We start from the raw sequence: 26,642 nt of genomic DNA, 5'->3' as shown, positions 1-26,642 counted from the left end.
TGATTCGAACACAAAGGGCCGCCCACAAGGGGCGGCCCAGAGTTGATTTCTGTGTTATAGAACGCTCAGTGGAACGAGTCTCCGCAGGCGCAGGAGCCCGTCGCGTTGGGGTTGTCGATCGTGAATCCCTGCTTCTGGATGGTGTCCTCGAAGTCGATGGTGGCGCCGTCCAGGTAGGGGACGCTCATCTTGTCGACGATGACCTCCACCCCGTCGAAGTCGACGGTCGCGTCCCCGTCGAGCATGCGCTCGTCGAAGTACAGCTGGTAGATCAGCCCCGAGCAGCCGCCGGGCTGGACGGCGACGCGCAGACGCAGGTCGTCGCGGCCCTCCTGCTCGAGCAGGCTCTTGACCTTGCCCGCCGCATTGTCGGTCAGGCCGACGCCGTGGGCCTTGGTCGCGGTCAGCGCTGTGTCGGTCATGGGACTCCTCACACGTGGTTCAGGATTCGGATTACGAAAGCTGGGTCGATTGTACGTCCCATTCCCGCGAGATCGCTCAGTTCCGCGCATCCAGCCGGGCGAGCAGCAGCGCCTCGGCGAGAATCGCCCGCTTGAACACCCCGAGATGGAGCGACTCGTTCGGGCTGTGGGCGCGCGTGTCCGGGTCCTCGACGCCGGTGACCAGGATCTGCGCCTCCGGGAACTCGCGCACGAGATCGGCGATGAACGGGATGGACCCACCGACGCCGGTCTCCACCGCTTCCCTGCCCCAGGCGTCGGTCATCGCGCGCTTGGCCTCGGTCGCCGCCCAGCCCGCCGTGTCGACCAGGAACGCGTCCCCGGTGTCGACGTCGCTGATCTCGATGTGCGCGCCGAAGGGGGCGTGCGCGCGCAGGTGCCGCTCCAGGGCCGCGTACGCCTCGGACGCCGGCTGACCGGGCGCCACCCGGGCGCTCAGCCGCACGGCGACGCTCGGGAGGAGGGTGTTGGAGGCGTCGACGACGCTCGGGGCATCGATGCCGGTGATCGTGACGGTCGGCTGCGACCACATCCGGGACAGGATCGGACCGGTCCCGATCGGGGTCACACCGGGGAGCAGGGCGGCCTCCTCGCGGAACTGCTCCTCGCTCAGCGCCGGCGGCTCCGCGGCGTCGTCGTGCGACCGCATCCCCTCGACCGCGACGGACCCGTTCTCGTCGTGCAGCGTCGCCAGCAGGGCGACCAGAGCGAGCATCGCGTCGGGCGCCGCCCCGCCGTACATGCCGGAGTGCGAGGCGTGCTCGAGCGTCGACACCGTGAGCTTGAAGGTCACGTTGCCGCGCAGCGACACGGTGAGGGCGGGCGTGTCGATGTCGACGTTGTCGGAGTCGGCGACCACGATCACGTCGGCGGCGAGCGCCGTCTTGTTCTGCTCCAGGAAGTTCGCGAACGAGCGCGAGCCGAACTCCTCCTCGCCCTCGATGAAGACGGCGAGGCCGAGGTCGAAGTCGGGGCCGAGGGCCTCCACGAGCGCCCGGACGCTCGCGACGTGGGCCATCACGCCGGCCTTGTCGTCCGCGGCGCCGCGGCCGTAGAGCCGGTCGCCGCGCACCGTCGGCTCGAACGGCGGGGTGTCCCAATTCTCGGCGTCGCCCTGCGGCTGCACGTCGTGGTGGGCGTAGAGCAGGACGGTCGGCCGGCCGTTCTTCGCCGCGCGCGTGGCGAGCACCGCCGGCTGCCCCAGAGTCTCCCCCGCGCCGGTCGACGGGCCGGAGATCGGCGCCTGCTTGATCTCGACGCTCTCGAACGCGCCGGTGCCGCGCAGCAGCTCCGCCACCGCCTCCGCGCTCGCGCGGACGTTCGCCGGGTCGTAGGCGGTCCACGAGACCGAGGGGATGCGAACGAGGCGCGAGAGCTCGGCGATCGCCGACGGGATGCCGGTCTCGACGGAGGCGCGGATGCGCTCCTCCACCTCCGGGCTGTCCCCGGCTGCGGATCGGCCGGAAGGAGTCTGCTGGGTGTCTGTCATGCGGGTAATCTTAAACGGACCCCGGAACGAAGGCTCGAGCTTTGGCGAAACGACAGAACCCGGCGGCCGAGGCGCAGACGCCCGCCGCCGAGACCCCCGAACAGACCGCTGCACGGCTGCAGGGCAAGGGCGCCCCGACGCCCACCCGCCGCGAGCAGGAGGCGGCGCGCAAGCGACCGCTGGTGCCCACCGACCGCAAGGAGGCGGCCAAGGCGGCGCGCGCGCACCAGGCCGAGGCGCGCGAGAAGGCCCGCGTCGGCATGGCGGCGGGCGACGAGCGCTACCTGACCGCGCGCGACCGCGGCCCGCAGCGCCGGTACGTGCGCGACTACGTCGACGCCCGGTTCAGCATCGGCGAGTTCCTGATCCCGGTCATGCTGCTCGTGATCGTGCTCAGCTTCCTGCCGTGGGCCTTCATGCAGGTCTGGGGCCTGGTGGCCCTGTGGGCGTTCTTCCTCATCGCCGTGATCGACTGCATCGTCCTCGGCCTCGTCGTGACCAGGAAGGTCGGCGACAAGTTCGGCAAGACCAAGGTGGAGCGCGGGCTCAAGTGGTACGCCGCCATGCGCGCGCTGCAGCTGCGCGTCATGCGCCTGCCGAAGCCGCAGGTCAAGCGCGGCCAGTACCCCGCCTGACGTGACGATCGTCGCAGCGGCGGACGGCTCCGCCCTCGGTAATCCCGGCCCTGCGGGCTGGTCCTGGTACGTCGACGACGATCGCTGGTCGGCGGGCGGCTGGCCGCACGGCACCAACAACATGGGCGAGCTCATGGCGGTCATCGACCTCCTGGAGTCGACCGCCCACGTGGACGACGACCTGCGCATCCTGTGCGACAGCCAGTACGTGATCAACTCGGTGACCAAGTGGATGCCGGGCTGGAAGCGCAAGGGCTGGCGCAAGTCGGACGGCTCCCCTGTGCTCAACCGGGAGCTGCTGGAGCGCCTCGACCGGGCGCTGCACGGCCGCTCCTACACCTTCGAGTGGGTCAAGGGGCACGCCGGCCACGATCTGAACGAGGCGGCCGATCAGCGCGCCCGCGCCGCCGCCACCGCGTACCGCGACGGCGACCCGATCCCGATCGGCCCCGGCTGGCCGGGGGCTGCGGTGCACGAGCCGGCGCCCGCCGTGGCCGAGCCCGCCGCGCCCTCGGCCCCGGCGGCCGAGACGGTCGAGCTCGACCTCTTCGACGACCTGCTCACGGCGTCGGAGTCCGACGAGGACGTCGTGAAGCGACTGGAGCGCGAGCTCGTCGAGCCCGCCGTCCGCGCGGACTCCGCCCGGGTGGCCGCGCTGCTGCACCCCGACTTCGAGGAGATCGGCCGCTCCGGCCGGCTGTGGGGCCGCGACGCGATCCTGGAGGCGCTGGCCGAGGAGGACGCCCCCGCGGCCGAGCTCGCGGTGCTCGGCACCGAGCGGATCGGCGCGGACGCCATCCTGCTCACGGCGCGCACGGTGGACGACCGCGGCGCCAGCCTGCGCAGCTCGCTGTGGCTGCGCGTCGGCGGCCGCTGGCGCCTACGCTTCCACCAGGGCACGCCGGAGGCGTAGCAGCCCGCGGTTGATCTGCCGGGCCCAGAGCGGGCCGCGGTAGAGGAATGCGGTGTAGCCCTGCACCAGCGTGGCGCCCGCGTCGAGGCGCTGCTGCACGTCCTCCGCGGTCTCCACGCCGCCGACCGAGATCACGCAGAGCTCGGCGGGCACGTGCGCGCGGATGAGGCGCAGCACCTCCAGCGAACGGGCGGCGAGCGGTGCGCCCGAGAGCCCGCCGGCGCCGGCGGCGTCGACCACGGCGGGGTCCGTCACCAGGCCGTCGCGGGAGATCGTGGTGTTCGTCGCGATGATCCCGGCGAGGCCCAGCTCGACGGCCAGGCCCGCGATCTTCTCGACCTGCTCGTCGGTGAGGTCGGGCGCGATCTTGACCAGCAGCGGGGTCGCGCCGGCGACCGCCTTCACGGCGGACAGCAGCGGCGCGAGCAGCTCCAGCTCCTGAAGGCCGCGCAGGCCCGGCGTGTTCGGCGAGCTGACGTTGACGACCAGGTAGTCGGCGACCGGCGCGAGCGCGCGGGCGCTGGTCAGGTAGTCCTGGGTGGCGTCCTCGACGGCGACCACCCGGCTCTTGCCAATGTTCACGCCCAGCACCGGACGGTGCGCCGCCCTGCGTACGCGGAGCAGGCGGTTGGCGGCGTCCCCCGCGCCGTGGTTGTTGAAGCCCATCCGGTTGATGACGGCGCGGTCCGGGATGAGCCGGAACAGCCGCGGCCGGTCGTTGCCGGGCTGCGGGAGGGCGGTGATCGTGCCCACCTCGACGTGCCCGAATCCCAGGTCGCCGAGGCCGAGGACCGCTTCGCCGTCCTTGTCGAAGCCGGCGGCGACGCCGAACGGCGACGCGAACCGCAGGCCGAGCGCCTCGACCGCCAGCGACGGGTCCGGGGCGGTGAACCGGCGGACGAGGCCGCCGAGCCCGAGGGCGGGAAGGGCCCGGATCACCAGGAAGGCGAGATGGTGCGCGCGCTCCGGGTCGAGTTTCGACAGGACGAGGGAGAAGAGTGTGCGATACATGCCGCTACGAGAATAGCGCGCGCGGTGGAGCTCAGGGCGGCGCGGAGCGACGCCGCGACCCCAGCGCCGCGCGGTGGAGCTCAAGGGCGGCGCGGAGCGACGGCGCGACCCCAGCGCCGAGGGAGCCTGCGACCGAGGACCGAGCCTGCGACCGAGGACCGGGCCTGCGACCGAGGTTGTAGAAACAGCGTCAGGCCTGGACGTCCGCCGGCTCGCCGTAGTGCTCGACGCGGAGCTGCTGGATCGCCGCCTCGAAGTCCTCCAGCGAGTCGAACGCCTGGTAGACGCTCGCGAAGCGCAGGTAGGCGACCTCGTCGAGCTCGCGGAGCTCGGGGAGGATCGCGAGGCCGATGTCGTTGGCCTCGATCTGGGAGGCGCCGGTGGAGCGGATGGTCTCCTCCACCTTCTGCGCCAGCACCGCGAGGTCGGAGTCGGTCACCGGGCGGCCCTGGCAGGCCTTGCGGACGCCGAGCACGATCTTCTCGCGGCTGAACGGCTCGACCACCCCGCTGCGCTTGATCACGCTGAGGCTCGCGGTCTCCGTGGTGGAGAAGCGCCGGCCGCACTCCGGGCACTGCCTGCGGCGCCGGATCGAGAGCCCGTCGTCGCTCGTGCGGGAGTCGATGACGCGGGAGTCGGGGTGGCGGCAGAAGGGGCAGTACATGAGGGGAATTCTAGCGGGGATTCACGGGAGGACGCCCGGAACGAGGGAGCCCGGGCGACCCGCGCCGCTCACTGAAACCGGATGGTGACCGCCTCGCCGTGCGCGGGCAGGTCCTCCGCCGACGACAGCGCGACGATGCGGTCGGCCACCGTCCGCAGGGCGTCCCGGTCGTAGCGGATCACCTGCTGCGGGCGCAGGAACGAGTACGCGCCGAGGCCGGGCGAGAACCGGGCCTGGCCGCCGGTCGGGAGCACGTGGTTCGAGCCGGCGAGGTAGTCGCCGAGGCTGACCGGGGCGCTCGGGCCGACGAAGATGGCGCCGGCGTTCTGGATGAGCGCGAGCAGGGCGTCCGGGTCGGCGGTCTGCAGTTCGAGGTGCTCCGGGCCGTAGGCGTTGCTGAACGCGGCCGCCGCGGCGAGGTCATCCACGAGCACGATCGCGGACTGCTGGCCCCCGAGCGCCGTGCGGACCCGCTCGGCGTGCTTGGTCGCGCCGACGAGCCTCTCCAGCTCGGCGGCGACGCGATCGGCGAAGGCCGGGCTGTCGGTGACCAGCAGGGAGGCGGCGGCCTCGTCGTGCTCGGCCTGGCTGACCAGGTCGGCGGCGACGAAGCGCGCGTCCGCGGTCTCGTCGGCGATCACCAGGATCTCGGTGGTGCCGGCCTCCGAGTCGATGCCGGCCTGGCCGCGCACGACGCGCTTGGCGGCGGCGACGTAGATGTTGCCCGGGCCGGTGATGACCTGGACCGGATCGAGGCCGATGTCCTCCACGCCCCAGGCGAGCGCGCCGATCGCGCCGGCGCCGCCCATCGCGTAGACCTCGTCGATGCCGAGCAGTCCGGCGGCGCCGAGGATGACCGGGTGCACAGCGCCGCCGAACGCGCGCTGCGGGGGGCTCGCCAGAGCCACGGAGGCGACGCCCGCGACCTGCGCGGGCACCGCGTTCATCACGACGCTCGACGGGTAGACGGCCTTGCCGCCCGGGACGTACAGCCCGGCGCGCTCCACCGGCTGCCAGCGCTGCACGATGGTGGCGCCCGGTCCGATCCGGGTCTCGGCGGGCGGAGGCACCTGCGCGGCGGTCGCCTCGCGGACGCGGACGATCGCCTCCTCCAGGGCGGCGCGCACATCGGCCGGCAGCGCCGTGACCGCGGCGGCGATCTCGGACGCCGGGACCCGCACCGAGGCGGGGGCGCCGCCGTCGAACGTCTCGGCCTGCTCGGCGAGCGCGGCCGCTCCCCTGGCCCGCACGTCGTCGATGAGCTCGGTCGCGACGCGCACGGCGACTTGGATGTCCACCACGGGACGAGGGACGAGGCGCTCGAAAGCGGCCCGGGTAGGCTGGACTCCGCGGAGATCGATGGTCTGCATCATGACCGGTCAAGCCTATCCGCACCACCCGCTCCGCCGAATCCCGAACCCTTTCGCGGAATTCCTCACCCCGAACGGCGCTTGATAACTCCGTATGACTGACGCGACCCCCGACCTCTCCGCCTTCCGGCAGGCGTTCCGCCGGCACGCCGCCGGTGTGGCGATCATCACGGCGCAGACCGCCGACGGCACGCCGGTCGGGTTCACCGCGACCTCGCTCGCGTCGCTCTCCGCCGTCCCGCCGCTGGCGACCTTCAACATGGCGCTGTCGGCGTCGAGCTGGCCGGCGATCGCGGAGACCGACCGGGTGATCATCCACATGCTCGGCGTGCGGAACAAGGGCGTCGCGGAGATCCTCTCGGCGGACAACACCCGCCGCTTCCTCGGCGACCACTGGCGCCGCGGGCCGCACGGCCTCCCGGTCATCAACGACGTCACCGCGTGGATGGTCGGCCGCATCGTCGACCGTTTCCCCGTGCACAACAGCGCCGTGGTCGTCGTGCAGATCGAGGAGGGCGAGCTCGGCGCCCCCGACGAGCCGCTGCTCTACCACGAGCGCCGCTACCACCGCCCCAGCGAACTGGACTGACCCCCCTCACATTCGTGCCGAATGTCGCGTTTGGCAGCGCCAAATTCGACATTCGGCACGAATGTGCGCGCCTACACGAGGCAGTTGGGGCCGAGGAGGCCTTTGAGCTCGCCGTAGAGGTCCGGCGACACCTTCACCGGCTTCGGGACCTCGAACACGCGCGCGACCTGGCCCTTGACCAGGCGGAGGCGCACCTCGCTGTCACCGGGGTGCCGGGAGAGCACCTCCGCGAGCGAGGCGACCGTGTCGGTCGTCGCGCGCTGGTCCGCCATTGTGATCATGAGGGTGCCCACGTCGTCGGCCTGGCCGAGGTCCGGGATCATCAGGCTGAACGCGTGCAGGTTCATCCCGTCGTCGCGCATGCTGACCCGCCCGCGGACGACGACGATCGAGTCGCCCTGCATCATCGGCGAGAACTCCTGGTACGCCTTGCCCATGAACATGACGGTCATCTCGCCGCCGAAGTCCTCGACCTGGATCATGCCGTACTGATTGCCGGAGGCCTTAGCCACGCGGTGCTGCACGCTCGTGACGAGCCCCGCGATGACGACCGTGTCCCCGTCCTGCACGCTGTCGGAGGCCAGGAGCTCGGCGATCGACGTGCTCGCCAGCTTGGCCAGCGGCAGCTCCAGCCCGGCCAGCGGATGGTCGGACACGTAGAGCCCCAGCATCTCGCGCTCGAAGGCGAGCTTGTCGCGCTTGACCCACTCCGGGCGGTCCGGGATGTGGTGCTGCGACTGGTTCGGCTCGTCGTCGCCCCAGAGGCTGTCGAAGTCGAAGCCGACGTCGCCGTTGGCCTCGCTGCGCTTGATCTTGACCGCGGACTCCACCGCGTCCTCGTGCACCTCCACGAGCGCGCGCCGGGTGTGGCCGAGCGAGTCGAACGCACCCGCCTTGATCAGCGACTCGACCGTGCGCTTGTTCGCCGCGTGGATCGGGACCTTGCCGAGGAAGTCGTGGAACGACTCGAACCGGCCCTTGGTCTCGCGGGCCTCCCGCACGCCCTCGACCACGTTCGCGCCGACGTTCCGCACCGCGCCCATGCCGAAGCGGATGTCCTCGCCGACCGCGGCGAAGTAGAGGTTGGACTCGTTGACGTCCGGCGGCAGGACCTTGATGCCCATCCGGCGGCACTCGTTGAGGTAGAGCGCCATCTTGTCCTTGGAGTCGCCGACGCTGGTCAGCAGCGCGGCCATGTACTCGGCCGGGTAGTGCGCCTTGAGGTAGGCCGTCCAGTAGGAGATGACACCGTACGCGGCGGAGTGCGCTTTGTTGAAGGCGTAGTCGGAGAACGGCAGCAGGATTTCCCACAGCTTGCCGACCGCCTCCATCGAGTAGCCGCGGTCCACCATGCCCTGCGAGAAGCCCTCGAACTGCTTGTCCAGCTCGGACTTCTTCTTCTTGCCCATCGCGCGGCGCAGGATGTCTGCTTGGCCGAGCGAGAACCCGGCGACCTTCTGCGCGATGGCCATGACCTGCTCCTGATAGATGATCAGGCCGTAGCTGGTCGAGAGGATGTCCTCCAGCGGCTCCGCCAGCTCCGGGTGGATCGGCGTGATGTCCTGCAGGTTGTTCTTGCGCAGCGCGTAGTTGGTGTGCGAGTTCGCGCCCATCGGGCCCGGCCGATACAGCGCGATGAGTGCCGAGATGTCCTCGAAGTTGTCCGGCTTCATCAGGCGCAGCAGTGAGCGCATCGGGCCACCGTCGAGCTGGAAGACGCCGAGAGTGTCACCGCGGGAGAGCAGCTCGTACGCACCGCGGTCGTCGAGCTCCAGGTCCTCCAGGACCAGGTTCTCGCCGCGGTTGTCGCGGATGTTGTCGAGCGCGTCGTTGATGATCGTCAGGTTGCGCAGGCCCAGGAAGTCCATCTTGATCAAGCCGAGCGACTCGCAGGCCGGATAGTCGAACTGCGTGACGATCTGGCCGTCCTGCTCGCGCTTCATGATCGGGATGACGTCGATCAGCGGGTCGGACGACATGATGACGCCCGCCGCGTGCACACCCCACTGACGCTTCAGGTTCTCGAGGCCGAGCGCGGTGTCGAAGACCGTCTTGGCCTCCGGGTCGCTCTCGACGACCGCGCGGATGTCGACGGCCTCCTTGTAGCGCGGGTGCTCCTTGTCGAAGATGCCCGTCAGCGGGATGTCCTTGCCCATCACGGGCGGCGGCATCGCCTTGGTGAGCTTCTCCCCCATCGAGAACGGGAAGCCGAGCACGCGGCCGGAGTCCTTGAGCGCCTGCTTGGCCTTGATGGTGCCGTAGGTGACGATCTGCGCGACGCGCTCCGAGCCGTACTTCTCGGTCACATACTTGATGACCTCGCCGCGGCGGCGGTCGTCGAAGTCGACGTCGAAGTCGGGCATGGAGACGCGGTCGGGGTTGAGGAAGCGCTCGAAGATCAGGCCGTGCCGCAGCGGGTCGAGGTCGGTGATCCGCATGGCGTAGGCGGCCATCGAGCCGGCGCCGGAGCCGCGGCCGGGGCCGACCCGGATGCCGTTGCGCTTCGACCAGTTGATGAAGTCGGCGACGACGAGGAAGTAGCCGGGGAAGCCCATCTGCGAGATGACGCCGATCTCGTAGTCGGCCTGCTTGCGGACCTCCTCGGTGATGCCGCCCGGGTAGCGCTCGTGGAGGCCCTTCTCGACCTCCTTGACGAACCAGCTCTGCTCGGTCTCGCCCTCCGGCACCGGGAAGCGCGGCATGTAGTTGGCCGCGGTGTCGAACTTCACGTCGACGCGCTCGGCGATCGCGAGGGTGTTGTCGCAGGCGTCCGGGTGGTCGCGGAAGAGCTGCCGCATCTCCTCAGGGGTCTTGAGGTAGAACTCGTCGGCGTCGAACTTGAACCGGTTGGGGTCGTCCAGCGTCGAGCCGGACTGCACGCAGAGCAGCGCCGCGTGGCTCTTGGCGTCGGCCGCGTGCGTGTAGTGCAGGTCGTTGGTCGCCACGAGCGGGAGGCCGAGCTCCTTGGCGAGCCGGATCAGGTCGCTCATGATGCGGCGCTCGATGCCGAGGCCGTGGTCCATGATCTCGGCGAAGAAGTTCTCGGCGCCGAAGATGTCGCGGAACTCGGCGGCCGCCTTCTTGGCCTCCTCGTACTGGCCGAGCCGCAGCCGGGTCTGCACCTCCCCGGACGGGCAGCCGGTGGTCGCGATGATGCCCTTCGAGTAGCGCTGGAGCAGCTCGCGGTCCATGCGCGGCTTGAAGTAGTAGCCCTCCATCGAGGCGTACGACGACAGCCGGAACAGGTTGTGCATGCCCTCGGTGGTCGCCGCGAGCATGGTCATGTGCGTGTAGGCGCCGGAGCCCGACACGTCGTCGCCGCCGCCGTCGCCCCAGCGCACGCGGGTCTTGTCGGTGCGGTGGGTGCGCGGGGTCAGGTAGGCCTCGGTGCCGATGATCGGCTTGATGCCGGCGTCCGTCGCCGTGCGCCAGAAGTCGAAGGCGCCGAACATGTTGCCGTGGTCGGTGATGGCCACCGCGGGCATGCCCTGCTCGACGGCCGCCTCGATGAGCGGCTTGACGCGTGCGGCCCCGTCGAGCATCGAGTACTCGCTGTGGACGTGGAGGTGGACGAAGGAGTCGGTCGGCACTATTGCTCCGGGTCGAGGTGAGGGCTTAAGACTACGTCGGACCTACGACGCCCGGAGCACGTCGAGAGCGTGTTGCAGATCCTCCGGGTAGGTCGTGGTGAAGGTCACCCACTCCCCCGTCGCCGGGTGCTCGAAGGCGAGCTGCACGGCGTGCAGCCACTGCCGCGTGAGGCCCAGCCGGGCCGACAGTGCGGGGTCCGCGCCGTACATCGCGTCGCCGACGCAGGGGTGCCGCTGGGCCGCCATGTGCACGCGGATCTGGTGGGTGCGCCCGGTCTCCAGGTGGATCTCCAGCAGGCTGGCCGCCGGGAACGCCTCGATGGTCTCGTAGTGGGTCACGGACGGCTTGCCGCCGGCGACGACCGCGAACTTCCAATCGCTGCGGGGGTGCCGGCCGATCGGCGCGTCGATGGTCCCGGTGAGCGGGTCGGGATGGCCCTGCACGACCGCGTGGTAGATCTTCTCCACCGTCCGGTCGTGGAAGGCGCGCTTGAGCACCGTGTAGGCGTGCTCGGACTTCGCCACGACCATCAGGCCGCTGGTCCCGGCGTCGAGACGGTGGACGATGCCCGCGCGCTCGGCGGCGCCGGAGGTCGAGATGCGGAACCCCGCCGCGGCCAGCGCGCCGAGGACGGTGGGGCCCTCCCAGCCGACCGACGGATGCGCGGCGACGCCGACCGGCTTGTCGATCACGACGATGTCGTCGTCGTCGTGCACGATGGTCAGCTCGGGCACCGCGATGGGCACGATGCGGGCCTCCTCGCGCGGCTGCCAGGAGACCTCGAGCCAGGAGCCGGCGGTCAGCCGGTCGGACTTGTCCGCCTCACGGCCGTCGATCGCGACGCCGCCGGCCTCGGCGATCTCGGCGGCGAAGCTCCGCGAGAAGCCTAGGAGCTTCGCGAGGCCCGCGTCGACGCGGGTGCCGTCGAGCCCGTCCGGGATGGGGAGGCTGCGGGACTCCATCAGGACTGCGGGTTCTTGTGCTCGTGCGCCTCGTCGACCGGGGCGGCGTCGTCCGCGATCGCGACCTCGTCCTCGGTCTCGGCGTCGTCCTCGGTCTCGGCTGCCTCCTCGGTCTCGGCTGCGGGCTGCCGCCCGTCGAGACCGATGCCGCGCAGCGTGATGATGAGGAACAGCACCATGCTCGAGACGATGGCGACGTCCGCGAGGTTGAAGATGGCGGGCAGCAGCGGGATCTGCAGGAAGTCCACGACGTGCCCGACGCCGAAGCCCGGCTCGCGGAAGAGCCGGTCGGTCAGGTTGCCGAGCAGTCCGCCGAGGAGGAGGCCGAAGAGCACGGCCCACGCCATCGAGCGGATGCGCGGGGCGTACCAGATGACGAAGCCGAGCACGCCGACGCCGACGATCGAGAAGATCCAGGTCGACCCGCTGCCGATGGAGAAGGCCGCGCCCGGGTTCTTGACGAAGTGGAACTGGAGGAGCTGTCCGAGGACCTCGACCTGCTGGCCCTCGTAGAGGTTCGAGACGACCAGGACCTTGGCGATCTGGTCCACGAGGTACACGCAGAGCGCGACCACGGCCAGGATCGCCAAGGCCCTGATGCTGACCTTGGCCCTCGAGGGGCTAGCCTCCAAAGCCCGGGAAGACCGGCGGCTGGGCGCCCTGGTCCTGGTTGCCCTCGGCGGAGCCGGCGGGGACCGGAGTCGGAGCGTTGCCGCCGAACGAGGTGGACTGGCTGTCGAGGTCGCGGAGCTGGCCCTCGATGTAGCCCTTCAGGCCCTGGCGGTAGTCGCGCTCGAAGCCGCGGAGCTCGTCGATGCGGCGCTCGAGGCCGGCGCGCTCCTGGTCGAGGGCGCTGATCTGGGCGCGCTGCTTGGACTCCGCCTCGGCGACGATGCGGGCGGCGGTGGCGTGCCCCTCCGCGATGAGCGCGTCGCGCTTCTCGACGCCCTCGCGGACGTGCTCCTCGTGCAGGCGGCGCGCCAGCTGGAGGAGGTTGTTGGTCGCGTTGGGGTCGTTCGCGTCGGTCGCACCGGCGGCGAAGCCTGCTGCGGCGCCTGCGGCGGCGGGGGCCGCTGCGGCCTGCTGCTTGGCCTGCGCGGCCTCCTGCTGCGCGGCGGCGAGGCGCTGCTTGAGGTCCTCGTTCTCCTGCTGGAGGCGCTTGAGCTCCGCGTTGTCGGCGGCGGCGGCCGGAGCGGCGGCGGCCGGGGCGGACCCGCCGCTGCGCTGCAGCTCCGCGATGCGCGAGTCAGCGGCCACGAGGCGCTGCTTGAGCTCGTCGCTCTCCTGGGTCAGTCGTCGGAGCTCGACGACGACCTCGTCGAGGAAGTCGTCGACCTCGTCCTGGTCGTAGCCCTCACGGAACTTCGTCGGTTGGAACCGCTTGTTGACTACATCTTCCGGAGTCAGCGCCATGGCAAGCCACCTTAGATCTTGAAAAGACGAACATTGAGTGCGTTCAGCCAACGCTAGCAAAGTGCACGGCGGGCGCGCACTCCGCCGCACTCCTGGTGCGTCGGCCTCGACCACATTACAACGGGACCGCAGCCGGTTCCCGCACGACGCTCGGCGGTCGTCAGGTGAAACTCAGGGTCACGTACAGCCCGATGATGACCACGAGCATGGTGAGACTCCAGCCAAAGTCGATCGCGACCGGCCCCATGGAGAGCGGCGGGATGATGCGGCGGAAGAAGCGGATCGGCGGGTCGGTGACGACGTAGGTGGACTCCGCGAGGACGAGCCCGAAGCCGCGCGGGCGCCACTGCCGCGCGAAGGTGCGCACCAGGTCGAGCACGAAGCGGGCCCAGAGCACGAAGAAGTAGATCAGGAGGACGTAGTAGAGCACGTTCGCGATGATCGAGACGACAAGCACCTCACCAGTATGAACGACCCGGCATGCGCGAAAGCGCACCGCCCGGCCGGGCGGTGCGCTTTCGGAGGAAACTGGGTCAGGCCTGCGCGAAGAAGGAGGCGTGGACGTCGGCGTCCTGGCCGCCGTGCTCGCCGGAGACCACGACGTGCGACGGCGAGAGCAGGAACACCTTCGGGGTCACCCGCTCGATCTTGCCGTAGAGGCCCTGCGAGAGGCCGCTGGCGAAGTCGATGAGGCGGCGGGCGTCGCCCTCGCTCATCTGCGACAGGTTGATGATCACCGGGATGCCCTCGCGGAAGGACTCGGCGATCGCCTGCGCGTCGCGGTACTGACGGGGGTGGACTGTGAGGATCTCGTTCATTTCCTGTACCGAAACATTCCGTGCGGTGGACGATTTGCGCAGCGGGGTCACCGGTGCGCGGCCGGCCACGGGAGCGACCGGTGCAGGGTGCGGGACGGGCTGGACCGGCGACGGTGCGGGAGCCTCGCGGCGCGGCTGGTGCTGCACCGGCTGGTGCTGCTCCTGGGGTTCGTCGAACTCCAGCTCCTCGTCGGCGAGGCCGAGGTAGACCATCGTCTTCTTCAGCGGGTTGGCCATGCGCTTCCTCCGTGTAGACCGGTGCGCCGACGCCTCGCACGCACTGAATGAACCTTCTTCCCTTTCGAGATTAACGAAGGCTCGGCCGATTCCCGGTAATGGCGGTGCCGATCCGAAGGTGTGTCGCACCGGCGGCGACGGCCTCGCGGTAGTCCTGCGACATGCCCGCCGAGATCGCGGCCGCGTCGGGCGCGAGCCTGCGCACGCGCTCGCTCGCGAGCCGCACGCGCTCGAACGCCCTGGCCGGCTCCTCGTCCAGCGGGGCGACCGCCATGACCCCGAGGAGGCGCAGTCCGCCGGCGGCGAGCACATGCTCGACCAGTGGCTCCAAGTCCCCGTCGGCGACGCCGCCGCGCCCCGGGTCGTCGGTCAGGTTCAGCTGCACGAACACGTCGAGGTCCGGGACGTCGTCCATCCTCAGCGCGTCCACCAGCGAGGGCCGGTCGACCGAGTGGATGACGCTCGCGTAGCGCCGCACCTGGCGCGCCTTCTTGCCCTGCAGCTGGCCGACGAAGTGCCAGCGCAGGTCGAGGTCGGCGAGCTCGGCCGCCTTCTCCTGCGCCTCCTGGTGGCGGTTCTCCCCCACATCGCGCACGCCGAGCGCCGCGAGGTCGCGGACGAGCGACGCCGGGTGGAACTTGGTCACCACGATCGTCGTCAGCTCCTCCGGCGAGCGGCCGGCGGCCCGGGCGGCGTCGGCGACGCCCTCCCGGACCGCGGCGAGCCGCTCGGCGAGCGGGCTACTTGAGGAAGTCGGGGATGTCGAGGTCGTCATTCTCGTCGTCGAACGCCGGGTCCTTCTGAGCGGTCTCGGTCACGGGCGCCTCGCCGGTGGCGTGCCACTCGGTGGCCGGCGCCGCGGTCTCGGTGTGCTCCACCGTCGCGGACGAGGCGATCGCCGGCTCCTCGGAGCCCGCCTCGACGAACGTGGAGCGGCGCGAGTCTGCCGCCGACGCCTGCACCGACTTCGGCTCGCCGCCGTCGAAGCCGGCGGCGATGACCGTGACGCGCACCTCGTCGCCGAGGGTGTCGTCGATGACCGCTCCGAAGATGATGTTGGCCTCGGGGTGGACGGCCTCCTGCACCAGGCGGGCGGCGTCGTTGATCTCGAAGATGCCGAGGTTGGAGCCGCCCTGGATGGAGAGCAGCACGCCGTGGGCGCCGTCGATGGAGGCCTCCAGCAGCGGGGAGGCGACCGCCAGTTCCGCGGCCTTGATGGCGCGGTCGGCGCCTCGCGAGGAGCCGATGCCCATGAGCGCGGAGCCCGCGCCCTGCATGACGGACTTCACGTCGGCGAAGTCGAGGTTGATCAGGCCGGGGGTGGTGATGAGGTCGGTGATGCCCTGCACACCGGCGAGGAGCACCTGGTCGGCGGTGGAGAACGCCTCCAGCATGCTGATGCCGCGGTCGCTGATCTCCAGCAGCCGGTCGTTGGGGACGACGATGAGGGTGTCGACCTCTTCCTTGAGCCGCTGCACGCCGGACTCGGCCTGCTGCTGGCGGCGCTTGCCCTCGAAGGAGAACGGCTTGGTGACGACACCGATGGTCAGCGCGCCGATGGACTTCGCGATGCGCGCGACGACCGGGGCGCCGCCGGTGCCGGTCCCGCCGCCCTCGCCCGCGGTGACGAAGACCATGTCGGCGCCCGCGAGCGCCTCCTCGATCTCCTCCGCGTGGTCCTCCGCCGCACGGCGGCCGACCTCGGGGTCGGCGCCGGCGCCGAGGCCGCGGGTGATCTCACGGCCGACGTCGAGCTTCACGTCGGCGTCGCTCATCAGCAGCGCCTGGGCGTCCGTGTTGATGGCGATGAACTCGACGCCGCGCAGGCCGAGCTCGATCATGCGGTTGACGGCGTTCACGCCGCCGCCGCCGATGCCGACGACCTTGATCACGGCGAGGTAGTTCTGGTTTGCTGTCACTTCCGGCCTCCACGGGAACCTTCAACCTCAAGTCGAGGTTTAAAGATATGCTGAGTATGCAATTCTCGATTCGACGGTAGAGGCGCAAAGGCCCCCTCCGCCGCAGTTCGCAGGCGTGTCGGCAAATGCGCCGTCCACGCGGTCATCCCGTCGTCACGCTGTGCGGCGACGAGACGTCGAAACGGCTCGCCTTGGGCGCGCCCTTGAGCAGCGCCGCGAGGTCCGCGGACTTGAGCGCGGAGTCCTCCGCGCTCCCCCAGACGACGGTCGCGCCGCCCTCACGCAGGGTGAACGAGACGTCGTCCTTGGTCTTCGCCGAGATGGTGTCCACCCGGCTCAGGACGTCGGCGGGCAGCGCCGACAGCACCGCGGCCGCCGCGGCGAAGCCGGAGTCCGCGTTCGCGTCGGCGGCCGCGCCGGTCGCCGCGATGATCGGGTAGCCGGCCGGCCGCGTCGCGCTGGACGAGATCGGCACCTTCGCCGCGTCCACCAGCACGAACGCGGAGCCCTGCTGGACGGCGCCGATGGGCTGACGCTCGACGATCCGCACGATCAGCGTGTCCGGCGGGTGGCTCTCCAGCGTGTAGCTGCGGATGAGCGGGAACGCGGCGAGGTCGCTGGAGATCGCGGCCTGGTCGAGCAGGGCGAGCGGCTTGCCGGCCTGGTCGCCGAGCTTGGCCGCGATCGCGGCGGCGTCGAGCCGCGACGCCCCGACGACCTGGATGTGCTTCAGGGCCAGCAGCGGCGAGAGCCCGACCAGGACGACGCCGAGCACCAGGGCGGCCGCGACGCCCGCGGCCCCCAGCCAGGCCATCCTTCGCCGGCGGGAGCGCTTGGTGAACCGGCGCACCTCGCCGCGCTCGACCCGCCTGCGCTCGGCCCGGGCGGCGCGCAGGGCCTTGGAGATCTCGCGGTTGCTCGGGACGCGCTCGGCGGCCGGCACGGGGTCGGTCGCGCGGGACGGCCGGGACGTCCCGGCGCGGGTCGGGTCGTCCGAGCGGACGATCGGGACGGGCTCGGTGAGCGTGCCGACGGGCGAGGCCGACTCGGCCCGGGCGGAGGCGCCGCCGCTCGTCTCCTGGCGCGCGGGCGCGGCCTCGGGCACGGACGGCGCCGCCTGCGCCTGCCGCGCGGCCGACCGGTCGAAACCCTGGGGACGCTTCACCGCCGGCTACTCCCGAACGTGACGGAGCGAGTCGAGGAGCTGCGGGACGATCCGGTAGACGTCGCCGCAGCCGAGCGTGATCACGAAGTCGCCCTCGCGCGCGATGCGCGCGGTGTGGTCGGCGGCCTCCTGCCAGTCCGCGATGAAGGCGACGTGCTCCGGGTGCTCGAACCGCTCGGCGACGAGCGCGCCGGTGACGCCGGGCTCGGGGTCCTCGCGGGCGCCGTAGACGTCGAGCACGACGGTCTCGTCCGCGTAGGTCTCCAGGGTCTCGGCGAACTCCTTCGCGAACAGCCGGGTGCGGCTGTAGAGGTGCGGCTGGTGGACGGCGATGATGCGGCCGTCGCCGACGACCGTGCGGGCGGCCGACAGCGCGGCGGCGACTTCGGTCGGGTGGTGGGCGTAGTCGTCGTAGACGCTCACGCCGCCGACGTTGCCGTGCAGCTCGAAGCGGCGCTCGGTGCCGCCGAACTCCGCGATCGCCGCCAGGGAGGCCGCCGGCTCGAAGCCGAGCCCGGTCAGGACCGCGAAGGCGCCCGCGGCGTTGATCGCGTTGTGCCGCCCCGGCACGCGCAGGCGGGCGGAGTACTCCGCGCCGGCGTAGGTCAGGGAGAAGGCGACCGGCCCGTCGGTGACGATCGAGTGGACGCGTACGTCGGCGTCCTGCGCCTCGCCGAAGGAGATCACGCGCTTCTCCGGGGCCACCTCGGCCAGGCGGCGGTGGACGTGCTGAGCGCCCGCGTCGTCCGAGGAGACGACCACGAACTCGTCCGCCTCGCGGGCGAAGGTCAGGAAGGCGTCCTCGAACGCCTCCAGCGAGCCGTAGTGGTCGAGGTGGTCGGGGTCGACGTTCGTGATGAGCGCCACCGCGGTGTCGTAGAGCAGGAACGAGCCGTCCGACTCGTCCGCCTCCACCACGAACAGCTCCCCGCTGCCGGCTTGCGAGCTCTTGCCGAGGGAGGCGATGACGCCGCCGTTGACGAAGCTCGGGTCCTCGCCGAGGCCGAGCAGGCCGGTGATGATCATGCCGGTGGAGGTGGTCTTGCCGTGCGCTCCGGCGACGGCGACCAGACGCTTCTTGTTGATCAGCCAGGCGAGCGCCTGCGAGCGGTGCAGCACCGGGATGCCGTTCGCCAGCGCGAGCTGGTACTCCGGGTTGTCCTGCCAGAGCGCTCCGGTCACCACGAGGGTGTCGGCGTCGCCGACGTTCGCGGCGTCGTGGCCGATGGCGATGGTGGCGCCGAGGGCGCGCAGCGCGTCGATGTTGGCCGAGTGGCGCACGTCGGAGCCGGTGACGGTGTGGCCGGACTCCAGGAAGAGCCGCGCGATGCCGCTCATGCCCGAGCCGCCGATGCCGACGAAGTGGAGACTGCCCAGCTCGTCGGGGATGGTGGCGTTGAGGTCGGGTTTGATCGTCACAGGTGCTGCTTTCGTTCCGCGAGTCGAGTTGATCAGGTTACAGGCTACGCGGCGAACCTCAGGATTCCTTCAGGGCACTCCGGATCAGGGCGACCATCCGGTCGGAGCCGTCGCGCACTCCGGTGATCGCGGCCTTGCGCGCCATCTCGTCCACTGCCGCACGGTCCGCCAGCAGCGGGAGCAGGCGGCCGTCGACCCACGCGGGCAGGAACTCGGCGTCGTCCACCAGGATGCCGCCGCCCGCCTGCACCACGCCCGCCGCGTTGAAGCGCTGCTCGCCGTTGCCGATCGGGAACGGCACGTACACCGCGGGGATGCCGAGGGCGGCGAACTCGCAGACGGTCGCGGCGCCGGCACGTGCGACGGCGAAGTCGGTCAGCGCGAAGGCGAGGTCCATCCGGTCGCAGTAGTCCAGCAGCCGGTAGTGCTCGATGCCCGGGTCGGTGAGCTCGCCGCGGCCGCCCTGGATGTGCAGCACCTGCCAGCCGGCCGCGGTCAGTTCTGCCGCGCGCTCGGCGATGGTCCCGTTGAGCCGCCGGGCGCCGAGCGAGCCTCCGGTGACCAGGAGGGTCGGGCGGTCGGCGGAGAGGCCGAACTCGGCCAGGGCCGCCGGGCGGGAGGCCTCCCTGTCGAGCTCCTCGATCTCGCGGCGCAACGGCATCCCGACGAAGCGAGCGTGCCGCAAAGGGGTGCCCTCGAACGCGACGCCCACCCACCGGGTGGAGCGCGCGCCGAGCCGGTTGGCGAGGCCGGGCCGGGCGTTCGCCTCGTGCAGCGCGTACGGCACGTGCGCCTTCCGGGCGGCGGAGTAGGCGGGCGCGGCCGCGTAGCCGCCGAAGCCGACCACGACGTCGATGCCGCGGTCGCGGATCAGGTCGGTCACCGTGCGCACGGCGCGCCGGTACTCGCCGGGGAAGCGGAGCGCCGCACCGTTCGGCCGGCGCGGGAACGGCAGCTTGGGGATGGTCGCGAGCTCGTAGCCGCGGTCGGGGACGAGGCGCGCCTCCAGCCCCTCCTTGGTACCCAGCACCAGGACCTCCGCGGACGGGTCGTCGCGGCGCAGCCGGTCGGCGACGGCGAGCAGCGGGTTGACGTGGCCGGCGGTCCCGCCGCCGGCCAGAAGGTAGCGGCTCACAGGGCGCTGCCCGTGACGCGGCGCGCGCCCCCTCCGCTGCGGGAGTTCCGGGCGTTCTGGCGGGCGAAGGACAGCACGATGCCGATTGCGATCATGGAACTGATCATCGCAGTACCTCCCGCAGAGATCAGTGGGAGCGGCACGCCGAGCACCGGGATGACGCCGAGCACGACCGCGATGTTCACGAACGCCTGGAAGATGAGCCACACCATGATCGCCGCGGTCGTGACACGCGGGAAGGTGTCGGTCGACGCGTGGATGATCCGCAGGAAGACGATCGCGAGCATCACGAACAGCAGGAGCACGACGACGGCGCCGATCAGGCCGAGCTCCTCGCCGATGATCGCGAAGATGAAGTCCGTGTCGGCGGCGGGCAGCCACGACCACTTCGAGTGCGAGTTGCCGAGGCCGACGCCGAACACGCCGCCGGACGCCAGCGCGTAGAAGCCGTTGTTGATCTGCCAGTTCACGTCCGGGTTCGCGGCGCTCGTGCCGCCGAAGAGCGCGGCGATGCGGCCCATCCGGCTGGCGCTCGACATCGCCACCACGACGGCCACGATGGCGACGCCCACGAGCCCGACGAACAGGTAGCGCAGCCGCACCCCGGCGAAGTAGAGGCCGCCGAGGACGAACGCCGACATGACGACGGTCGTGCCGAGGTCGCCGCCGAGCACGACGACGCCGATCGCCGTGCCCGCGATCGGGAGGACGGGGAGGGCGACGTGCCGCCAGTCGTCGAGCAGGTCCTGCTTGCGGGACAGGACGACGCCGAGCCAGATGACGAGCGCGATCTTGATCGCCTCGGACGGCTGCCCCACGAATCCGCCGATCCGGATCCAGTTGCGGTTGCCGCCGATCTCCACGCCGAGCGGCGTCACCAGCACGAGGAACTGCACGAAGCACGCGGCTCCGAGGATGAACCAGATCGAGCGCTTCCAGAACGTCGGCGGGATGCGCGAGACGATGAACATCAGCGGGAGGCCGATCAGGGCGTACATGCCCTGCGACCAGAACCGCGAGAAGAAGTTGTCGGTGTCGTTGTGCGACTCCACCGCAGACGACGAGAGCACCATGACCAGGCCGAACACCACCATGAAGAGGGTGATGCCGAGCAGCAGGAAGTAGTCCGAGGACTCGCTGTTCATCGCCCGGCCGAGCGAGATGCGCGCGGTGAGGCCGGAACGGGACCCGGCAGGCGGCTCTGCGTCCTGCGGCTCAGGCCCCCGGCGGACGCGAGGCGGGCTCGTCGTCATCCGCCCCACCTCCAAAGAACTCGTTGACGGCCGCCTGGAAGAGACGCCCGCGCTCTGCGTAGTCGGTGAACTGGTCCATCGACGCCGCCGCCGGAGCCAGCAGGACTGTGTCCCCCTCGCGGGCGAGACCGCCGGCCAGCCGCACCGCCGTCGGCATGACCCCCTCAGTCTCGTCGGCCACCACCTCCAGCACCGGAAGCCCGGGGGCGTGTCGCTCGAATGCGGCCAGGAGGGGGGCCCTGTCGACCCCGATCACCACGGCGCCGCGCAGCCGGCCGGCGTGGGCCGCGACCAGCTGCTCGACGTCGACGCCCTTCAGCAGGCCGCCGACCACCCAGACCACGGACGGGTAGGCGCGCAGCGACGCGTCGGCGGCGTGCGGGTTGGTGGCCTTGGAGTCGTCGACCCAGCTGACGCCGGCCTCCACCCGCACCAGCTCGATGCGGTGCGCGTCGAGCCGGAAGGCGGTGAGCACGTCGCGGATGACCTGCGGCTCGACTCCGTAGGACCGGGCGAGGGCGCTGGCGGCCAGGATGTTGGCGACGACGTGCGGGGCGGCGAGGCCGGCCTCCGCGAGCTCGTCCAGGGTGGTCAGCTCGATGGCGCTGTTGCGGCGGTCCTCCAGGAACGCGCGGTCGCAGAGGATGCCGTCCACGATCCCGAAGTCGCTCGGGCCCGGCACGTCGAGGCCGAAGCCGATGGCGCGCGCACCCTCGATCACCTCGGCCTCCTCGACCATGCGGAGCGTGTTGCCGTCGGCGCGGTTGTAGACGCAGGCCACCTGCGTGTTGTCGTAGACCTTCGCCTTGGCGGCGATGTAGGCCTCCAGGGAGCCGTGCCAGTCGAGGTGGTCGTCGGCGATGTTGAGGCAGGCCGCGGAGTACGGCGACAGCTCGCCGCCGCGGTTCCGGTTCACCCAGTGCAGCTGGTAGCTCGACAGCTCCACCACGAGCACGTCGAAGCCCTGCGGGTCGCGGATGGCGTCGAGCACCGGCACCCCGATGTTGCCGCACGGCGCGACGCGGGAGCCGCCGGCGAGCAGCATGGTCGCGGTGAGCTGGACGGTCGTGGTCTTGCCGTTCGTGCCGGTGACGCAGATCCAGTCGGCCGGGTCGCCGACCTTGTCGCGCAGCCGCCAGGCCAGCTCGATGTCGCCCCAGACCGGGATGTCGCCCTGCTCGGCCCAGAGCAGCAGCGGGTGGTCCCAGTGGAAGCCGGGCGAGACGACCACGAGCTCCGGGTCGAACTCGACCAGCCGCGCGGGCGGTGCGCTGAGGTCGGACTCCTCCAGCAGCTCGGCGCCGATCACCTCGAGCAGCATGGCGCGCTCGGCGTCGGCGCGGGACGCGACGACCAGCACCTCGGCCCCCAGCTCGGCCAGCGTGTCCGCGGCCGAGAAGCCGGTGACACCGAGGCCGAGGACGGCGACACGCAGCCCCGACCAGTCGTGGTGCCAGCTGGTCAGCGCCTCCAGGCGTTCGCGGGCTCCGGTCACGTCGCGAGCCATTCGAGGTAGAACGATCCGACGCCGGCCGCGACGAGCAGGCCGCCGATGATCCAGAACCGGACGACGACCGTCACCTCCGCCCAGCCTTTCAGCTCGAAGTGATGGTGGATCGGACTCATCAGGAAGATGCGCCTGCCGTGGGTGATCTTGAAGTACGCCCGTTGGACGATCACCGAGCCCGCCTCGATCACGAACAGACCGCCGATGAGGACCAGGAGCAGCTCGGTGCGGCTGAGGATCGCGAGCGCGGCCACCGCGCCGCCGAGGGCGAGCGAGCCGGTGTCGCCGAGGAAGATCTGCGCCGGCGACGTGTTCCACCAGAGGAACCCGACCACGGCCCCCACGATCGCCGTCGCCACGATCGCCAGGTCGAACGGATCGCGCACGTCGTAGCACTTGGCGATGTTCTCGGGATTGAGGGTGGGGTTCGCGCAGGACTGGATCGACTGCCAGAACCCGATGATGATGTACGCGCCGATGGCGAGGATGCTCGCGCCGGACGCGAGGCCGTCCAGCCCGTCGGTGACGTTCACGCCGTTGGAGGTGGCGGCGACGATGAAGTTGATCCAGATCAGGTAGAGACCGTACCCGACGAGCACGCCGATCACGCCGAACTTGGTGATCGAGCCGAAGTCGATCGGCAGGTCACGGATGAACGACACGCTCATCGTCGCCGGCGTGTAGCCGCGCGCGTCCGGGAACCGGACCGCGAGGAAGGCCCACACGGTGGCCACGACGACCTGCCCGGCGACCTTGGCCCAGCCGGTGAGGCCCAGGCTGCGCTCCCGGCGGGTCTTGAGGAAGTCGTCGACGAAGCCGACGATCCCGAGCCCGACCATGAGGAACAGCACCAGCAGGGCCGAGACGCTCGTCTCGTCCCCGGTCAGCAGCAGGGCGGTGAAGTAGCCGAACAGCGTGCCGAGGATGACGACGATGCCGCCCATCGTGGCGGTGCCGCGCTTGGCGTGGTGGCTCTGCGGCCCGTCGTCGCGGATGAACTGGCCCCACTGGAGGCGGTGGAAGAGCCGGATGAAGAGCGGCGTCAGGAACAGCGTGAACGCCATCGACAACGCGCCGGAGGTCAGAAGGGCTCTCACGAGAAGAATTCTCCCAGTCGGTCGCCGAGGAAGCGCAGCCCCGCCGAGTTGGAGGACTTGACGAGCACCGTGTCGCCGGAGCGGAGCGCCCCGGTGAGATGGTCGAACGCCGCGTCCTGGGTCTCGAAGTACAGGGACTCCCCGTCCCACGAGCCCTCGTTGATGGCGGTGATGTGCATCCGGCGCGCGGACGGCCCGACGATGACGAGCTGGTCGATGCCGAGCCGGACGGCCAGCAGGCCGATCCGGTCGTGCTCCTCGCCGGAGAACTCGCCCAGCTCGCTCATCTCGCCGAGGACGGCGATCGTGCGCTCCCCCGGCTCGGCGATCTGCGCCAGCGTCTTGATCGCGGCGGCCATGGAGTCCGGGCTCGCGTTGTAGGCGTCGTTGATGACGGTGACGCCGCGGGCGCCTCCCATCACCTCCATCCGCCAGCGCTCGGCGCGCTGCACCGTCTGAAGTCCGCGGACGATCGTGTCGATGTCCACGCCGAGGGTGTGCGCGGCGGCCGCGGCGGCCAGCGCGTTCATCACGTGGTGCTCGCCGAGCACGCGGAACTGCACGGGACGCGACTCCCCCGCGCCCTCGCCGCCGTCGGCCGGCGGGAGGTGCAGCACGAACGACGTGCCGCGCGCGGTCGAGCGCACGTCGGTGGCCCGCACGGCCGCGCGGTCGTCCAGGCCGAACCACAGCACGCGGGCCAGGGTCTTGTCGGCCATCGAGGCCACGCGCGGGTCGTCCAGGTTGAGGACGGCGACGTCGGACTCCAGCAGGTCGCTGACCATCTCGGTCTTGGCCGCGAGGGTCTTCTCGATGCCGCCGAACTCGCCGGCGTGCGCGAGGCCCACCTTGAGGACGATGCCGATGTCGGGCCGGGCCATCCGGACCAGGCGCGCGATCTCGCCGATGCCGCTCGCGCCCATCTCGGCGACGAGGTACTGGGTCTCCTCGGTGACCTCCAGCATCGTGACCGGCGCGCCGACCTCGTTGTTGAAGGACGCGCGCGGCGCGATGGTCGGGCCGACCTGCTCCAGGATCTCGCGCAGCAGGTTCTTGGTGGTGGTCTTGCCGTTGGAGCCGGTGACGCCGACGATCTTCAGGGCGCCGAGCGCGCGGACGCGGGCGATGACCTCGGTCGCGAGGTCCCCGAGCGCCACGACGGTGTCGGGGACGAGGAGCTGCGGGACCGGCACGTCGAGTGCGTGGTCCACGACCAGGAGGGCGGCTCCGGACTCGGCGGCCTGCGGCGCGAACAGGTGCCCGTCGGTGACCTCGCCCGGCTTGGCGAAGAAGATCGTGCCGGGCACGACCTCGCGGGAGTCGGTGGTGGAGAGGCCGGAGACGACGGTCTCCGGGGTGGCCGAGGTCCCGTCGGGCAGGAGAGCGCCGTCGAGGAGCAGCGTGCCGCGGGTGGCGGCGGCGATCTCGGCGAGGGTGAGCGCGATCATCAGAGCCACCCGGCCTCTCGCAGCGCCAGACGCGCGTCGTCGCGGGCCGAGTACGGGAGGCGCTGGCCGGCGACCTCCTGGTAGTCCTCGTGGCCAGGGCCGGCGTACAGCACCACGTCGCCCTCGCCGGCGAGCGAGAGCGCGGTGCGGAACGCGGCGCGCGGGTCGGCGACCTCGTAGAGCTCGGCGTCCGGCACGGCCGCGCGGGCGCCGTCGAGCAGCGCCGCGCGGATCAGGGCGGGGTCCTCCGAGCGCGGGTGGAAGTCGGTGATGACCACCGCGTCCGCGCCGCGGGCCGCGATCGCGCCCATGTCGGCGCGCTTGGTGGTGTCGCGGTCGCCGTCGGCGCCGAAGACCATCACGATCCGGCCGTCGGTGACGCGGCGCAGCGCGCCCAGCAGCGACGAGAAGGCGTCGGGCGTGTGGCCGTAGTCGATGAAGACCACCGGGCCGCGGTCGCCCGAGAGCCGCTCGGTGCGGCCGGGCACGTAGGCGTCGATCCCGCCGTCGCGCTCCAGCGCGGCCCCGATCGCGTCGAGGTCGTAGCCGGAGTCCACCAGCATGACGATCGCCAGCGCGGCGTTGGCGGCGTTGTAGGCGCCGAGCAGCGGCACCCGGGTCTCCAGGCGGCGGCCGTCCGGGCCGGCGAGCTCGAACACCGTCTCGGCGAGGGTCTCCTCCAGCACCGTGAGGGTCCAGTCGGCGTCGACGCCCGGCACGCTGGCGAGCGTGGAGACCGGGATGCGGGACTGCTCGACCAGCGCGCGGCCCCACTCCGAGTCGACGGTGACGACGCCGCGGCGGGCGCGGTCGGGCTGGAACAGCTCCAGCTTGGCGGCGAAGTAGTCGTCCATCGCGGCGTAGTCGTCGAGGTGGTCGTGGCTCAGGTTGGTGAAGCCGACGACGTCGAACTCGATCCCGTCCACGCGGTGCCGGCTGAGGGCCTGGGCGGAGACCTCGAGGGCGACGGCGCGCACACCCTCCTCGCGCATCCGCGCCAGGAGCGCGTGCAGCTCGCTCGCCTCCGGCGTGGTCAGCTTGCTCGTGATCGCGTGTTCGCCGATGCGGCGCTCCGCGGTCGAGGACAGGCCGGCGACGACGCCGAGCTGACCGAGGATCGCGTAGAGCAGGTAGACGACGCTGGTCTTGCCGTTGGTGCCGGTGACGCCGAACAGCGTCGCCGCGTTCTCGTCGGTGCGGTAGACCCACCTCGCCACCGCGCCGAGCGCGGCGCGCGGGTCCGGCGTGACGATGACGGGGACGCCCGCATCGGCGGCGAGCTCCGCGCCCGCTGCGTCGGTCAGGACGGCGACGGCCCCGGCCTCGACGGCGGCGGCGGCGTAGCTCGCGCCGTGGACGTTCTTGCCCGGAACGCCGACGTACAGGTCGCCGGGCTCGACGGCCGAGCTCGCGAGAGCCGCGCCGGTGACCTCGACGGCGTCGAGATCCCCTCGCACATCCAGCCCGAACTCCGCGACCAGCTGGGCGAGCGGGCGGGCGACGGGATGCTCGGGGCGCAGGGAGGAGGGCGCCGGTCCTGTCACGG

24 protein-coding genes are annotated in these 26,642 nt (G+C 71.2%); 3 read left to right on the top strand and 21 right to left on the bottom strand.

The genetic code is table 11. The annotated features are described in order from the left end of the window. Positions 1-65: 65 nt before the first annotated feature. Together erpA and HNR13_RS10075 are read right to left on the bottom strand one after the other, a co-directional pair. Positions 66-422, bottom strand: coding sequence for an iron-sulfur cluster insertion protein ErpA (erpA, locus tag HNR13_RS10080; RefSeq protein ID WP_179605631.1), 357 nt, complete (start codon positions 420-422; stop codon positions 66-68). A gap of 76 nt (positions 423-498) precedes the next feature. After that, positions 499-1,950, bottom strand: coding sequence for a dipeptidase (locus HNR13_RS10075; RefSeq protein ID WP_179605630.1), 1,452 nt, complete (start codon positions 1,948-1,950; stop codon positions 499-501). A 41-nt stretch (positions 1,951-1,991) separates the two neighbouring features. Here HNR13_RS10075 and HNR13_RS10070 point away from each other — a divergent pair, with 41 nt between their 5' ends. Further along, positions 1,992-2,585, top strand: coding sequence for a DUF3043 domain-containing protein (locus HNR13_RS10070; protein ID WP_179605629.1), 594 nt, complete (start codon positions 1,992-1,994; stop codon positions 2,583-2,585). Position 2,586: 1 nt separating this feature from the next. Continuing rightward, positions 2,587-3,498 (top strand): RNase H family protein, encoded by a 912-nt coding sequence (locus tag HNR13_RS10065; RefSeq protein ID WP_179605628.1) that lies wholly within the window; start codon positions 2,587-2,589, stop codon positions 3,496-3,498. Here the strand turns inward: HNR13_RS10065 and HNR13_RS10060 are convergent. The 3 genes from HNR13_RS10060 to hisD form a co-directional block, all read right to left on the bottom strand. After that, positions 3,466-4,509, bottom strand: a complete 1,044-nt coding sequence (locus HNR13_RS10060; protein ID WP_179605627.1) for a quinone-dependent dihydroorotate dehydrogenase — start codon at positions 4,507-4,509, stop codon at positions 3,466-3,468. The genes HNR13_RS10065 and HNR13_RS10060 overlap by 33 nt on opposite strands. 190 nt (positions 4,510-4,699) lie before the next feature. Next, positions 4,700-5,173, bottom strand: coding sequence for a transcriptional regulator NrdR (gene nrdR, locus HNR13_RS10055; RefSeq protein WP_179605626.1), 474 nt, complete (start codon positions 5,171-5,173; stop codon positions 4,700-4,702). Positions 5,174-5,241: 68 nt separating this feature from the next. After that, a complete protein-coding gene (gene hisD, locus HNR13_RS10050) occupies positions 5,242-6,546 on the bottom strand; it encodes a histidinol dehydrogenase (protein WP_179605625.1) in 1,305 nt (434 codons plus the stop codon). 91 nt (positions 6,547-6,637) lie between these two features. Here hisD and HNR13_RS10045 point away from each other — a divergent pair, with 91 nt between their 5' ends. After that, entirely contained in the window at positions 6,638-7,132 is a 495-nt protein-coding gene (locus HNR13_RS10045; protein WP_179605624.1) for a flavin reductase family protein, read from the top strand. A gap of 71 nt (positions 7,133-7,203) precedes the next feature. On the opposite strand, the gene dnaE is transcribed toward HNR13_RS10045, so the two are convergent. The 16 genes from dnaE to HNR13_RS09965 all read right to left on the bottom strand — a co-directional run bounded on the left by dnaE (position 7,204) and on the right by HNR13_RS09965 (position 26,640). Next, positions 7,204-10,674 carry a DNA polymerase III subunit alpha gene (gene dnaE / locus HNR13_RS10040; RefSeq protein WP_218881546.1) on the bottom strand — a complete coding sequence of 1,157 codons (3,471 nt, stop codon included), beginning with the start codon at positions 10,672-10,674 and terminating at the stop codon, positions 7,204-7,206. Positions 10,675-10,764: 90 nt separating this feature from the next. Then, positions 10,765-11,685 carry an RluA family pseudouridine synthase gene (locus HNR13_RS10035; RefSeq protein WP_179605623.1) on the bottom strand — a complete coding sequence of 307 codons (921 nt, stop codon included), beginning with the start codon at positions 11,683-11,685 and terminating at the stop codon, positions 10,765-10,767. After that, entirely contained in the window at positions 11,685-12,275 is a 591-nt protein-coding gene (gene lspA, locus HNR13_RS10030; RefSeq protein WP_179605622.1) for a signal peptidase II, read from the bottom strand. The genes HNR13_RS10035 and lspA overlap by 1 nt, the downstream gene beginning before the upstream one ends. A 31-nt stretch (positions 12,276-12,306) precedes the next feature. Further along, a complete protein-coding gene (locus HNR13_RS10025; protein ID WP_179605621.1) occupies positions 12,307-13,098 on the bottom strand; it encodes a DivIVA domain-containing protein in 792 nt (263 codons plus the stop codon). Between the two features lie 160 nt (positions 13,099-13,258). Beyond that, positions 13,259-13,555 carry a YggT family protein gene (locus HNR13_RS10020; RefSeq protein ID WP_179605620.1) on the bottom strand — a complete coding sequence of 99 codons (297 nt, stop codon included), beginning with the start codon at positions 13,553-13,555 and terminating at the stop codon, positions 13,259-13,261. Between the two features lie 76 nt (positions 13,556-13,631). After that, positions 13,632-14,153, bottom strand: coding sequence for a cell division protein SepF (locus HNR13_RS10015; protein WP_179605619.1), 522 nt, complete (start codon positions 14,151-14,153; stop codon positions 13,632-13,634). 70 nt (positions 14,154-14,223) lie between these two features. Beyond that, on the bottom strand, positions 14,224-14,928 hold the full coding sequence (locus HNR13_RS10010) for a YggS family pyridoxal phosphate-dependent enzyme (RefSeq protein ID WP_179605618.1): 705 nt from the start codon (positions 14,926-14,928) through the stop codon (positions 14,224-14,226). Next, positions 14,894-16,072 carry a cell division protein FtsZ gene (ftsZ, locus tag HNR13_RS10005; RefSeq protein WP_179605617.1) on the bottom strand — a complete coding sequence of 393 codons (1,179 nt, stop codon included), beginning with the start codon at positions 16,070-16,072 and terminating at the stop codon, positions 14,894-14,896. The genes HNR13_RS10010 and ftsZ overlap by 35 nt, the downstream gene beginning before the upstream one ends. A gap of 142 nt (positions 16,073-16,214) precedes the next feature. After that, positions 16,215-17,237 (bottom strand): FtsQ-type POTRA domain-containing protein, encoded by a 1,023-nt coding sequence (locus tag HNR13_RS10000; RefSeq protein WP_343063520.1) that lies wholly within the window; start codon positions 17,235-17,237, stop codon positions 16,215-16,217. 6 nt (positions 17,238-17,243) lie between these two features. Further along, a complete protein-coding gene (murC, locus tag HNR13_RS09995) occupies positions 17,244-18,656 on the bottom strand; it encodes a UDP-N-acetylmuramate--L-alanine ligase (RefSeq protein ID WP_179605616.1) in 1,413 nt (470 codons plus the stop codon). 58 nt (positions 18,657-18,714) lie between these two features. Next, positions 18,715-19,791 (bottom strand): glycosyltransferase, encoded by a 1,077-nt coding sequence (locus HNR13_RS09990; RefSeq protein ID WP_179605615.1) that lies wholly within the window; start codon positions 19,789-19,791, stop codon positions 18,715-18,717. Continuing rightward, positions 19,788-21,044: a putative lipid II flippase FtsW gene (gene ftsW / locus HNR13_RS09985; RefSeq protein ID WP_179605614.1), complete on the bottom strand. Its 1,257-nt coding sequence runs from the start codon at positions 21,042-21,044 to the stop codon at positions 19,788-19,790. The genes HNR13_RS09990 and ftsW overlap by 4 nt, the downstream gene beginning before the upstream one ends. Beyond that, positions 21,007-22,539, bottom strand: a complete 1,533-nt coding sequence (murD, locus tag HNR13_RS09980) for a UDP-N-acetylmuramoyl-L-alanine--D-glutamate ligase (protein WP_343063519.1) — start codon at positions 22,537-22,539, stop codon at positions 21,007-21,009. Before murD ends, ftsW begins: the two co-directional genes overlap by 38 nt. Continuing rightward, positions 22,536-23,648 carry a phospho-N-acetylmuramoyl-pentapeptide-transferase gene (mraY, locus tag HNR13_RS09975; RefSeq protein ID WP_179605612.1) on the bottom strand — a complete coding sequence of 371 codons (1,113 nt, stop codon included), beginning with the start codon at positions 23,646-23,648 and terminating at the stop codon, positions 22,536-22,538. The genes murD and mraY overlap by 4 nt, the downstream gene beginning before the upstream one ends. Beyond that, positions 23,645-25,096, bottom strand: coding sequence for a UDP-N-acetylmuramoyl-tripeptide--D-alanyl-D-alanine ligase (locus tag HNR13_RS09970; protein WP_179609330.1), 1,452 nt, complete (start codon positions 25,094-25,096; stop codon positions 23,645-23,647). Before HNR13_RS09970 ends, mraY begins: the two co-directional genes overlap by 4 nt. Then, positions 25,096-26,640: a UDP-N-acetylmuramyl-tripeptide synthetase gene (locus HNR13_RS09965; protein ID WP_179605611.1), complete on the bottom strand. Its 1,545-nt coding sequence runs from the start codon at positions 26,638-26,640 to the stop codon at positions 25,096-25,098. Before HNR13_RS09965 ends, HNR13_RS09970 begins: the two co-directional genes overlap by 1 nt. Between the last annotated feature and the right edge of the window lie 2 nt (positions 26,641-26,642).

It is taken from the genome of Leifsonia shinshuensis (assembly GCF_013410375.1).
GTDB classification, from domain to species: domain Bacteria; phylum Actinomycetota; class Actinomycetes; order Actinomycetales; family Microbacteriaceae; genus Leifsonia; species Leifsonia shinshuensis.
This window is presented reverse-complemented; position numbering and strand designations above follow the sequence as displayed.

Excerpts from the sequence above, each read along its gene's own strand:
- HNR13_RS10010 (WP_179605618.1), bottom strand. The coding sequence starts at position 14,928 with ATGACGACCTCGACATCCCCGACTTCCTCAAGTAGCCCGCTCGCCGAG.
- nrdR (WP_179605626.1), bottom strand. The coding sequence starts at position 5,173 with ATGTACTGCCCCTTCTGCCGCCACCCCGACTCCCGCGTCATCGACTCC.
- HNR13_RS10060 (WP_179605627.1), bottom strand. The coding sequence starts at position 4,509 with ATGTATCGCACACTCTTCTCCCTCGTCCTGTCGAAACTCGACCCGGAG.
- HNR13_RS09970 (WP_179609330.1), bottom strand. The coding sequence starts at position 25,096 with ATGATCGCGCTCACCCTCGCCGAGATCGCCGCCGCCACCCGCGGCACG.
- dnaE (WP_218881546.1), bottom strand. The coding sequence starts at position 10,674 with ATGCTCGACGGGGCCGCACGCGTCAAGCCGCTCATCGAGGCGGCCGTC.
- HNR13_RS10025 (WP_179605621.1), bottom strand. The coding sequence starts at position 13,098 with ATGGCGCTGACTCCGGAAGATGTAGTCAACAAGCGGTTCCAACCGACG.
- HNR13_RS10015 (WP_179605619.1), bottom strand. The coding sequence starts at position 14,153 with ATGGCCAACCCGCTGAAGAAGACGATGGTCTACCTCGGCCTCGCCGAC.
- hisD (WP_179605625.1), bottom strand. The coding sequence starts at position 6,546 with ATGATGCAGACCATCGATCTCCGCGGAGTCCAGCCTACCCGGGCCGCT.
- erpA (WP_179605631.1), bottom strand. The coding sequence starts at position 422 with ATGACCGACACAGCGCTGACCGCGACCAAGGCCCACGGCGTCGGCCTG.
- HNR13_RS10045 (WP_179605624.1), top strand. The coding sequence starts at position 6,638 with ATGACTGACGCGACCCCCGACCTCTCCGCCTTCCGGCAGGCGTTCCGC.
- HNR13_RS10075 (WP_179605630.1), bottom strand. The coding sequence starts at position 1,950 with ATGACAGACACCCAGCAGACTCCTTCCGGCCGATCCGCAGCCGGGGAC.
- ftsW (WP_179605614.1), bottom strand. The coding sequence starts at position 21,044 with ATGACGACGAGCCCGCCTCGCGTCCGCCGGGGGCCTGAGCCGCAGGAC.
- HNR13_RS10035 (WP_179605623.1), bottom strand. The coding sequence starts at position 11,685 with ATGGAGTCCCGCAGCCTCCCCATCCCGGACGGGCTCGACGGCACCCGC.